We start from the raw sequence: 12448 nt of genomic DNA on the forward strand, positions 1-12448 counted from the left end.
AACAACAAGACCCACCTCAGTTGGAAAGGATAGAAACATATCTCCTCTTCCAACTCCGCCAGCTTACTTCTTTATAGCAACAGTGAGACCGTTCGCGGTTGGTAGAATAACAGAATCGTACTTATCTGGATTACTAATCATTGTGTTGAACCGCTCCATAAATTGCCAAGCTCTACTATTGCTAGAGGGATTATTTTTTCCAAAGCTAAGTGTATTATCAGCTATAATGAGTCCGCCAGCTCTTATATTTGTCTCTCCCCATTCGAGATAAGTTGGATACCCCGACTTTTCTGCATCAATAAACAGCATATCAAAAGGACCAGAAGAGCTAAGTTCTAAAAGCTTCACCTTTGCATCACCTGTGAAAAGCTCTATCTGTGGAAAAGTGGAAAAATTTTGTAATGCAATTTGCGCGTATTCAGGATTCTTTTCAATTGTGTATACTTTACCGTCATTTCCAACCGCCTTTGCAATGCAAATCGCTGAATAACCACCTAATGTTCCGACCTCAACGACAGTCTTTACCCGATTCATTCTTATGAGAAGTGCTAGAATTGCTCCTTCTATCCGCCCAATTTGAATAAACCGCCTCTCATCAGAAAAAGTTTCCTCCCTAATCTTTTTCATCAACTGACATTCCACCGGTAACTTGGAAATGATGTATTCTTCAGCCCATGAATCCTCAAAACGCATTGCTAATACCGACTAAGATGACAATATGGAAAAGTGCTAACACGGAATTTGCATTGCTTCATCAACATACTCACGTCATAGAGAAGTATCATTCCATTCGGAACATTAGAAGCGTGCTTGAACCCTAGCCGTTTTGATTATAAACCCATTAGCACAAATCAAAGCTAACTTAAAAAAGCAACACAAGCACTTCGTTCAATTAGCACACTCAATGGCTGTAATTCAATAATTTACCGCATTACCTGTTGATGCATTTGGGACTTCTGCACACAAAAAGGAAGTACACATGCTAAGAAACAACATCCGGCTTGCATTTTATCCATACATGCGGAGAATAAAACTACCTTTGCACGATACTTTTCCTTCAGTTTTGCACGTTAGTCTGGACTCGTAAATACAGAGAAAATGAAGAAGAAACTAAAATCTGAAATAAGCTATTTCGATATAAAGCTTGAAGAGGGTATCGCTAGTCTTCCCTGTGTCATTAAAATCCTGATAGAGAATGCACTGAGAAATGGACAGAAAGATTCGATTGTGAGGGCATTGTGCAATTACAAACAGCACATTGGAAAGCTCACTGTGGATTACTATCCCTCTCGTGTGCTAATGCAGGATTTCACCGGCGTACCTGCCGTAGTGGATTTAGCAGCATTACGTGATGCCGTTTTTGAAAAACATGGAGACCCAAGAGATGTAAATCCAAAAATCCCGGTGGATCTTATTATAGATCACTCAATTCAGGTTAATTCTTACGGCAAAGCAAGCTCAGCTACGGAAAATAAGACAATTGAATTTCAAAAAAACATAGAACGATACAAACTCTTGAAGTGGGCACAAAAGTCCTTTCAAAATTTTAGAGTAGTTCCACCAGGAACGGGAATTTGCCATCAAGTCAATCTAGAGTACTTGGCGCAAGTCGTGTGTACAGAACTACAAGAGACGGAGATATTGGCATATCCAGATACCCTTGTGGGTACAGATAGCCATACTACTATGAGCGGGGGTCTCTCCGTGCTTGGATGGGGTGTCGGTGGAATAGAAGCTGAATCAGTGGTATTAGGTGAACCTATTTCGATGGTAATTCCTGAGGTAATTGGGTTAAAACTTGAAGGAAAATTAAAAGCTGGTCTTACTGCAACTGACCTGGTTTTACACATTACGCACTTACTTCGAAAGCACAAAGTCGTAGGAAAATTCGTTGAAGTCTTTGGTGAAGGTGTAAGGAACCTTTCTGTCGCAGACCGAGCAACAATAGCAAACATGGCACCTGAATGCGGTTCTACATGCAATTTCTTCGCACCGGACCAAAAAACACTGGATTACCTCGACCTTACAGGAAAAACGCAAGAGCAAATTGACCTAGTGGAAGATTACACAAAAAGTCAAACGATGTGGGCAGATTACGCACGTGTAACAGATTTCGTGGACGTGATTAACCTGGACCTCTCTGAGGTTCGTACAACCCTTGCAGGACCAAAAAGACCCCAAGACAAGATATCTCTCCACTTAGTACCAGAGACCTTTAATGAGATATGCCTCCATTACGAAACAAAGGTTAAGACTCCTGCGCCTAATGAAAACCATATTCAAGTACCGCAAACCTCTATAGAGAAAGAGGCGAATCTGTATGCGGATTTGCCTAGGCTTGAGAATGGATCCATAGTGATTGCAGCAATCACGAGTTGTACAAATACTTCTAACCCATCTGGAATGATCGCAGCCGGTCTATTGGCAAAAAGAGCCGTACAATCGGGGCTGAGGGTAAAGAACTGGGTGAAGACATCTCTTGCGCCCGGATCTCAAGTTGTCTCGGAATATTTAAAGCAGTCTGGACTACAAGAGTATCTCGACCAGCTGGGTTTTAATATAGTAGGCTTTGGTTGCACAACTTGTATAGGTAATTCAGGTGAATTAAAAGAGGAAATCTCTGAAGAAATTGATAAAAAAGACCTGATAGTAGTATCCGTCCTGTCAGGTAACCGTAACTTTGAAGGAAGAATTCATCCAAAAGTAAAAGCAAATTACCTCGCTTCACCCATGCTTGTGGTTGCTTATAGCATTGCCGGAAACATAAACGTAAACCTAGAATCTCAACCTATTGGACACGACAAAACCGGTAAGGAAATATATCTAAGAGATATCACCCCTTCAGATGATGAAATTGATACTTATGTTCGTCGCTTTCTCAGAAAGGAGATATTCTTATCAAAATATCAGGATGTTTTCTTAGGTGACAGGAACTGGCAAGAATTGGAGTGTACCAGCTCCGTCACGTATAAATGGGATCAAAACTGTACCTACATCAAAAGGCCGCCATTTTTTGGTAGTGATGACCAGGTCAGTTTTCATGATATGCCTCCTAAAATCGATGAAAAAGCAGATCACCACTCTGCAACATTTGATATATCGGTAAGTGCTGCACGAATACTTGCTGTCTTCGGGGATAGTATCACAACTGATCACATCTCTCCGGCTGGGACGATTCCAGTAAGAAGCCCCGCGGGGGAGTACCTAAAGGCATTAGGCGTAACTCCGCAGCAATTCAATTCTTATGGGGCAAGACGAGGTAATCACGAAATCATGATACGTGGCACCTTTGCGAACACAAGGATCAAAAACAAGATGCTCAAGAATATCGAGGGAGGATATACTCTTCATTTCGATTCTAATAACAAAGGAGAGATGGTTAGCATCTACGAAGCAGCGATGCGCTACAAATCCTCTGGAACCAGTCTTGTTATTTTTGCAGGCAAGGAATATGGTACCGGCTCAAGTCGTGATTGGGCAGCAAAGGGCACATACCTGCTTGGCGTCGAGGCAGTGATAGCAGAAAGTTTCGAACGCATCCACAGAAGCAATCTGGTTGGCATGGGTGTTCTTCCGCTTGTTTATTCCGATCCTGAAGAATACAGTCGCTTAGCACTCACCGGCGAGGAAATCGTCAGTATAGAATTGGAAGGCAACCCTTCACCAATGTGCGAGATGGTGTGCAAAATTACCAATAAAGCAGCTCTAACACGGCGCTTAGCCCTTACCCTGATGGTTACAACAGAAAAGGAGATGAATTATATAAAGGTTGGCAATATACTGAAACATGTACTCAGAGAGTCTTTTTTGGAACAAAAGCACTAAATACCCGGTTCAATAAGGTGCGCAACCTGCTAAAACCTTAAAACATTGAGAGCTCAGTTGGCTTGTGTTCTGGCTCATGATAGGCCTCCTATTTTGACTCGCGATGAACTCTGTGCTCGAGTCTTTCTTATACCTACTCTCTCAGAGCAATTGTGACTAGCAAATCTCAGCTTAAGTGAGGCTGATTGATGTCAATTTAAATGATTGCACACTTAAACAATCTGCCCATTTTGTCTTGGTCTATAAGCCTGGAAAGCGTTTGCTCAACTACAGCAGTATCGGTAATGTAAGACCTCTTTGCAATTTCAAATATACCGTAGAGGGATAAAAAATCTCCTTGTGTTATCAGTTTGAAGCTGGGAAATAAAGAAGAAAAATCAACTTCATGGGTTATGTCTGATTCGCCTATGTTTTCGAAAATATCAATAAATCTATGCCCCTTTACTGCTTGGACTGTGTTCCTTCGCGTACAAGTTGCATGTCCGTAATCGATTACTAAACCACTTCCACCATATTTTGCAATTCTAGCAAGTATTGATGAGGCAATCTGTCTCCCGAGGGAACTTATCTCTATTATATCGCCATCACTAAATTCACCACTAAATTCTTTTTGAGTTTCTTCTTCATCTATTTGAAAATCCTCAGTTATTTTTCGTTCAAAAAAATTTCCCCCTGAAAAAATAAATTGATCTATCGGAAGTGCATCAAAGAACTCATTCGCCAAAATCACTATTTCACCTTTCGGGATCTCATCTATACTACTACACCAACGAATCTTACAGATATGAGAAGATAATTTTTCCATCTGTATACTTCTGAGAAACGGACTTATCTCTACCATGTAAACAGTAACTGCATCATAAAAAGGCTTGATACCTCTTATAGTATTAAGAATATCAAACATCATCATTCCGCTCCCAGGACCCAATTCCACGAGTGCTATGTCACGTGGTTTCCCCAGCTTTTCCCACTGCTCAAGTAGCCATACTGCCACCGTCTTTCCAAAAAGAGACGAGATTTCTGGCGCAGTAATGTAATCCCCATTTTTACCTATTGGGTTTCTTGTCATATAGTATCCTTTGGTTGGATGATACATGCTCAGCTCAATGAATTTTGAGAATGAGATGGATCCCTGTTCCCTAATAAAATTCTTGATATAAGACCTCATCTGTACTTAATAGAATCCGCTAATAACACATTACTCGAGCACCTTACGTAGGAGAATCAACTTGCAACCCAGCCTCAAAAAGACATAAGAAATCTACTGCACACGATCTGGGTTGTGATTAATACATAAAATCCGCGTGACCATAACAACAAACTGTACCAGTAACCCTCATAAACATCACAGACAATGGTCTACAGTCTGTGAAATACACTATTCCCCAAGCTGCACAAAAGATAGCAAAGCAGACTATAGAAAAATTTTCACTTCCAATCCATTTGGCACATCATCTATTATCCATGCAATACGCGCGCTATTCGTGGCTGCCTTAATGTCGTATTCTGCTTCCATCATCTCAACTGCAGCGGTTTTTATCTCGACCAAGCTAACCTCTTTCTTCATAGAAATGGAGTGTTCTGATTTAAATTCTCTGACTTTCGCAAGAATTTTTATAAAATCACTACCAGCAAAAGTTATCTTACGACCTAAAGAGATTTCATCAGGCCAAGTAAAACCGCTATGTAAGGATACAGCACCTGGAAAGAGTGTCGAATATATTGCATCTGTCACATATGGGAGAAAAGGCGCAAAAAGTTTTAAAATCACTGCCAGAGATATACTTAGTGCATGCAGAACGCTTTCCCGCCCAAGGACATCATTATATGCCCGAGATTTGACAAGCTCCAAGTAATTATCACAGTACTCGTGCAAGAAGAACCTTTCTATTAGGGCTTTTGCGTGGAAATAATCACAGCTTTCAAGCGCGAGCTCGACACCCTTTACTACCTCGGATAACCTACTAAGAATCCATAAATCAGTTACGTAACTTACCTTGAACAGTTCTGGATCACTTACAAGGAACTGCTCGATGAACCTAGCAGCGCTCCATATCTTATTAACAAGCTTTTTACCTATAAGGAAGACGTTCTCACTAAAACATGTATCACAGCCGAGTCCTGCACTAGCACTCCAGTACCGAACAACGTCAGCACCATGCTCAGCGATAAGCTTTACTGGATCAAGCGCATTACCCTTCGACTTACTCATTTTGCTTTTGTCGCTTGCAAGGCACCAACCACTGACCATGACTCTTCTCCATGGAACTGTTCGATACTCTAGAAATGATCGGAGAATTGTATAGAAGGCCCAAGTACGTATTATTTCATGTGCCTGCGGCCTCAGTGACATGGGGTGAAACTGTGGTCGTTTTTCGTCCAGTAATGTTGAGCACACCTCTGTTACTGGAACAGTATTCATTTGGTTTACTCCTCTTGAGTTACGCATACTCTTCATAAGTAGCGAGTAATTAATTTGCGGCGAAAGAGAGCTAGTTGCCCACGTATCTAAGACATCTTTATCCTGTATATACGTTTTTCCATCCCTAAAAATTACATCACTCTCCACAGGTAATTCAGAGAATTCAGGTAGCAGGATACTGCCTGTTTCTTTTTCGTAATAAACTGGAACCCGCACACCAAGATACCTTTGCCTGGAAATACACCAATCCCATTTGAGCCCCTCAATCCACTGCTCTATTTTGATTCGCATTTTCTCAGGTAACCAATCAATCTCTTGGACCTTATTTTTCAGCTCTTCCTTATGCTTTAGGATTTCAATGTACCATTGATATGTCGAGATAATCTCCAACTTTCCACCCGATCTTTCTGCACACTTCACACGATGAGTGATGTCTTCCTGTCTTGTTAAAAGACCTTCTTCCATTAACTTTTCCAAGACATACTCACGTGCATCTTCGACTTTTTTACCATCAAGTAGGTCTATTCTACCGTATCTATCAATTACCTCGACTAAAGGAAGGTCATATTTTTGCCACCACTTGATATCCATTTCGTCACCAAAAGTGCAGCACATTACAAGACCCGTTCCCTTTTCAACTATAACGTCTGGATCAGGGATAATAGGAACTCTTTTGTTGAAGATTGGAGTAATAGCATACTTGCCTTCGAGATTTTTATAGCGCTCGTCAGAAGGATTATAGAGAAGCGCTACACATGCAGGAAGAAGTTCTGGTCTTGTTGTACCAACCTCAAGTTTTCTCGAATTTGTACAGGATGACAGCATACTGGAGCATCTCTGCTCATGGGAATTGGCTCGGGTAAAATCACCTTTGCACGCCTCATTGACTTCTAAAGCATTGTCATCAGGGTTACCAACGACAGCGGAAACATTACCACTTGTCTTCTCCGAAGTTTTAATTGCAACCTCGCACTTACTATGAATATCGGATTCTATGTTAACGTCTCCATTCTCCTCACACAGGAAAAGAATGTAGTTCATCTTGGAGTCAAATTCTTTCTCCTCAACTTCGGCTTGCGCAATTGCTGTCTGATCTATTACATCCCAAAGTATTGGCATCTTCTTTCTGTAGAGCAAGCCTTTCCCATATAGATACAGAAAGGACTCTTGTGATAGACGCTTACAGTCTTCACTGTTTGTTTGATAACTAAAATCCCAATCAATACTTAAGCCTATGCTATCAAAAAGCTCTTTGAATTCTTTAATCTTTTCTACTGAGATGGTCTCACACAGACCTATAAATTCCGTTCTATCAGACTTATAAGCTTTGACTTTGCAGGACTTTTCAACAAGTCTCTCCGTTGGAAGACCATTATTATCGAATCCCAAAGAGTAAAAGACATTTTTGCCCCGCATTCTCTGGTATCGAGCTATAAAATCGGTATGACAATAGCTAAACACATGCCCAATATGTAGAGAGCCAGAAATGGTAGGTGGAGGTGTATCTATTGAGAAAATATCCTTACATTGCGGAGAAAACTTGTATATCTGTTTTTCCTTCCATCTCGTCTTACAGTCACATTCGATCTGAGAAAAGTTATACCTATTTGCCAGCTTTGCCATCACCCTGAATTTGCCTCTCTTTCTTTCATGTTATCCAAGAAAGGAGAACTATTAAATCACCCTCTTCCACAACTAACTGAATACGCTCAGAATAACACGAGAATTTTCCATATTCTTGAGCAAAAGCTCTTTCTTTCAAATGCAAAACTCGTGACTTAACGGCATGTATAGGAAACAAAAATAGGTAACTGCTGTAAAGTATCATCTTCTAGGATAAGGTATTTCGGATAAAACAACACACAACAAAACCACCCTTTGACTTGAGAAACACCTGAAGTACAATCGTTTCGTACGATAAAAAAAACAATGGATTTTGAAACACAAGTAGTACTGCATAATTTAAAGAAGTCCATCGAGGTAATCAGGAGGCAGCTTTGACATCGAAAAGAAGCATGCTCGCTTGGAAGAGATTCAAGCTCTCGTTGATTCCCCTACACTCTGGGAAGATCAATCCAGTGCGCAACTCTTACTAAAAGAGAAATCACAAATAGAAACAAGCCTAAAAGAATTCAAAGAACTCTCAATTCAGCTTGATGATCTCATTGAGATGATTGAGCTCGCGTCGAAAGAGGGTGAAGAGGGAGCAATGAAAGATCTCGAAAGAGATCTTCTGTCACTCAAAGAAAAAATACAAAAAAAAGAAATAGAGTGCCTTTTTTCGGGCGAGGCAGACGGTAATGATTGCCTTTTGGAAATACAATCCGGCGCAGGTGGAACAGAGAGTAACGATTGGGCAATGATGTTGCTGAGAATGTATACGAGATGGGCAGAAATTTACCACAAATTTCAGGTACAGATTGTAGATAAAGTTGAAGGAGAGGAGACTGGAATAAAATCCTGCACGCTTAAGGTAATGGGAAAGAATGCTTACGGCTGGGCTAGAACAGAAACTGGAGTACATAGGTTGGTAAGAATTTCCCCGTTTGACGCGAATGCGAAGCGCCACACAAGTTTTGCTAAAGTTTTTGTTTCGCCGTGCATTGAAGGTGAAATAAACATCAATATAGATGAAAAAGATCTCAAGATTGACACTTACAGAGCTTCCGGGGCAGGTGGACAGCATGTAAATAAAACTGAAAGCGCCGTCAGAATTACTCATTTGCCGAGTAAAATAGTTGTACAATCACAGAGCAGCAGGTCACAGCACCAGAACAAGGCGGAAGCAATGCAAATGCTAAAGTCCAGACTATATGAGATAGAGCTTCGTAAAAAAGAAGAGAAACTCAACGCTGCACGTAATGTAGAAGATTCCATTGGGTGGGGCTACCAGATCAGATCATACGTACTACACCCGTATCAGATGATAAAAGACCTTCGTACTGGACATGAGGTAGGAAACATCACCTCAATTCTTGATGGCGATCTGGACTCTTTTATTATTGCCACCATATCTAGCAATTTCTGAAGATTCACCTCCTAAAGGCCACTCCAGCTCTTCTCGATTCACTCACCTGAACTCAAGCTTGTAAAACTCGAGCCCCCAGATTCCTTAATAATTTTACCAATGAAGTAAGTTCTTTCTATTGGCTAGTACATGATAAGTATATTTGCTATATTTAATATAGATATTTAATAATATTCTAATTAAAAGATATAGATAATATCCTTGTATATACTTATCTACATATGCTGGACCATAAATTTAAAAATCTTGTAGAAACCCTCATCCAAACTGATATTTGCGCCTTGGATACAATACTTGAACTAAATCTGCCTCTAAAAGAGCAACAAGCGAAACTAAAATCCATGGCGCTGCAATTGCAAGAAGCAGAAAATTTATTCAACAGGGAGTTTAGCGCAGAAATAGGCACGGCAAATGATCCTGAAAGAGACATACAAAGTGCAATAAGTTCACTGCTGGAAACATTCCAAGTCATCGTATCGTTTGCAAAACCTAACAAAACCGGAGATCCTCTGCTCCCGCAAAAATATAGAGAAAACATCACCACACAGCTAAAAGAGGCTCATGAGAAATCTCTTAATGCACTAAGCAGATTACATCTATACAATGAAATTCCAACACACGAGAAAACTGCTGAATATATACATTCCGCCTTTCAAGATTCAACAAGATTCGTAACTGATATCTTGGAAGAACCAAATAGAGAAAAACAAAAGGCACTGTACAAACAACACGAACAAAACGCCCGGAACAGTTTAGTCTCCCCCTTTCTTGCAATTACAGCACCTAACACCTATAGGAGAGCAAGAACAAATGCACTTACTGCGGAAAATTCTGAACTAGAAAGTGAAGACCTTAAAAACCTTATTGAAGACACAATCGAGAGCGAGACAGCCAATATAGAAGAAGTAGTTCAGATACTGGGAGAACACGCAGAGAGACATGGTAAAGAAGGAAGATCAACAAAAGAACTAGGCAAAAATGTAGTAAAATCAATAGCTCAGATTGAGGATTTAATCAGAACAGCTGTAGTACAACACATCGCAGTGCTTCTCGGGATAGGCCCAATCTTCTCAGGCCCAATATTCTCAGTTGAGCCAGTCAAACGTAAACAAAAAAGTGAGCACAAGCCAAAATGGCTATCAAATTTTGTTAGGAAACAAATTACTCAGCTTAAAGAGATAACTTTTACTGCAAAAAAGTTCATCTTCCCACGCGGAAAACTAGCCAAAAAAGAAGATCTTTTTTACGTTGAATCAAAAAAGCAATTTTTATACGAAGAACCAACTAATACTACATCAGAGGGCAAAAATATCCTTAAAGAAAAAGTCACACCACCCCTCACTGCACTAGAAAGAAATCCCTCCATCAAGGAAACAACTATTGCTGCATCAAGGAACAGTGTCGTTTCTCAAAATCAAGAAACGTCATTTTCTGGCATATTAAATGGAGCTCCTATGCAAAGCACTAACAACGTTGCGCAACAGCAAGATGCTGCATCAACTCAGACAGAGGATAAAAAAGATGCATCAACTCAGACAGAGAATAAAAGAGATGCGTCAACTCAGACAGAGAATAAAAGAGATGCTTCAACTCAGACAGAGAATAAAAAAGATGCATTAATGGAAGTAGGACATGACATGGTTGCTTTCAGCATTCAGGAAGGAGTAGAAACTGTACAAAACCAGAAGTAAGTAATACTTCTCTGGTTTTTAACTTCTGCTCTAGTTCAGGAAGGATAACTTAAAGGGGAATTTACATGAAAAAATAAGACCATCTCTTCTTCTGCAGGGACTTTTTGTGTACCTATGCTTAATCAACATCCAAACAAATTAGTAAATATCTATATTAGGATACTATATTTTTATTAACAGTTTTATCTTAGTATGTTAGGAAATTTACTAATTTAGATACGCGATGCAGAGTAGCAGTTATGCACCTTTCCTAATTGGCGAGATTACAAACACACTATTCTCAATGGCACAAATGAGCTCCCTATTGATTCGAGCCACTCAGCAAAGGGGAGAAAATGTGCAGGAGCAGCAGGCACTACACAGTGAAGCGGTTACACTACACAACAGCATGGCTGCTGAACAGTCAGCACTCAAAGAGTTAGAGAATCCTGAGAGGCGAGCGATAGTTAAGTGTCGTGATGGGCTTCTCAAGTGTTTTGCAAAATGTGTAAAACACATTAAACCAAATGAACACGGTACTCCTCCTCTTTCCAAGGAAAAGGCGGAGCGAATAGTACGGATATTTGGAGAGACCTGCTACCGCTTTACACAGATCTTACAAGATAGCGCGCCCCATCTACCAGAGGTTGCATGTAATGTATTAAAGGACCTGGTACTACAGCAGGCAGACCTTGTGCGCTCGGCTGTACTCACAGGGCGTGCTTCCAAGTTAGCAAAAGTAGTAGACGATGCCGAAAAGATGGCGCAGCAGACCATGAAGACGCTGACGTCAGGCTATTTCGCATTTACTCTGGATGAGCAGATCGAACCTGTTCCAGGCCTCACTCCAACACCAGGCCGTGGCTATGAACGCGAGAGACTGATGATCTGCGAGTTTCTTGCAAATACCAGTGCAATGATGAGGGAGGGTGTCAATGCTGCTATTAACCTGGCGCGCCCAAATCTATCGGAGGAGGTAGCACAGGAAACAGCGGAAAGTGTGGAAGAACAGCAGCAGGAAGTAGAAGCATCTGCTGAGCAGGCAGCCGCTGCTGAGACCCCTGGAGAAGAACTTGAATCTGAAGAAGAACTTGAATCTGAAGGACTCGAATCTGAAGAAGAACTTGAATCTGAAGGACTCGAATCTGAAGAAGAACTTGAATCTGAAGAAGCTGAGATTGAGACAGATCCAGAGATGCCTCCACTTGAAGGAGAGGAGGACCTGGACCTTTATACAGCCGAAGAAGCTCACGCAACTGCAGCTGGCCCAACCGAAGGCGCTGGACAAGCGGAACCAACACCTTCAGAATCTCCAACACCTGAGGATCGAGAGGTGGCTAGTATGACCTCTGCTGCAGCACAAGCAGGTGCACAGGAAGAGAAAAAAACAGCATCTGATCTAGAAGAAACACCAGAAAGCACAAAAAGAAAGGCTGCTGCAAAACACGCACCACCTCCAGAAAAAAAAAGGTGAAGAAGAGAAGCAAGCAAAACAACGACAAA

At 41.0% G+C, this 12448-nt stretch carries 7 protein-coding genes; 4 read left to right on the forward strand and 3 right to left on the reverse strand.

Annotation, left to right across the window (positions count from 1 at the left end; genetic code table 11):
• Window positions 1–63: 63 nt before the first annotated feature.
• The gene (locus tag AS219_RS02420; protein WP_231861840.1) at window positions 64–627 is read right to left on the reverse strand and encodes an O-methyltransferase; all 564 of its coding nucleotides are present in this window, start codon (window positions 625–627) and stop codon (window positions 64–66) included.
• 471 nt (window positions 628–1098) lie between these two features.
• On the opposite strand from AS219_RS02420, the gene acnA reads away from it, so the two are divergent.
• The gene (gene acnA / locus AS219_RS02425) at window positions 1099–3825 is read left to right on the forward strand and encodes an aconitate hydratase AcnA (protein WP_067979637.1); all 2727 of its coding nucleotides are present in this window, start codon (window positions 1099–1101) and stop codon (window positions 3823–3825) included.
• A 196-nt stretch (window positions 3826–4021) separates the two neighbouring features.
• Here the strand turns inward: acnA and AS219_RS02430 are convergent, their stop codons facing one another.
• Window positions 4022–4993, reverse strand: coding sequence for a class I SAM-dependent methyltransferase (locus tag AS219_RS02430; protein ID WP_067979639.1), 972 nt, complete (start codon window positions 4991–4993; stop codon window positions 4022–4024).
• 246 nt (window positions 4994–5239) lie between these two features.
• A complete protein-coding gene (locus tag AS219_RS02435; RefSeq protein WP_067980506.1) occupies window positions 5240–7870 on the reverse strand; it encodes a valine--tRNA ligase in 2631 nt (876 codons plus the stop codon).
• Window positions 7871–8176: 306 nt separating this feature from the next.
• Here AS219_RS02435 and prfB point away from each other — a divergent pair.
• From prfB to AS219_RS02455, 3 genes are all read left to right on the forward strand, one after another.
• Window positions 8177–9275, forward strand: a protein-coding gene (gene prfB, locus AS219_RS02445) for a peptide chain release factor 2 (RefSeq protein ID WP_156469316.1) whose coding sequence is annotated in 2 segments (ribosomal slippage) — window positions 8177–8245 and window positions 8247–9275 — 1098 coding nt in all. Because the reading frame shifts where the segments join, the coding sequence is not laid out codon by codon here.
• A gap of 221 nt (window positions 9276–9496) precedes the next feature.
• Entirely contained in the window at window positions 9497–10966 is a 1470-nt protein-coding gene (locus AS219_RS02450) for a hypothetical protein (protein WP_067979643.1), read from the forward strand.
• A 223-nt stretch (window positions 10967–11189) separates the two neighbouring features.
• A complete protein-coding gene (locus AS219_RS02455) occupies window positions 11190–12419 on the forward strand; it encodes a hypothetical protein (protein WP_156469317.1) in 1230 nt (409 codons plus the stop codon).
• The last annotated feature ends 29 nt before the right edge of the window (window positions 12420–12448 follow it).

Source organism: Neorickettsia sp. 179522 (genome assembly GCF_001593535.1).
Lineage (GTDB): Bacteria > Pseudomonadota > Alphaproteobacteria > Rickettsiales > Anaplasmataceae > Neorickettsia > Neorickettsia findlayensis.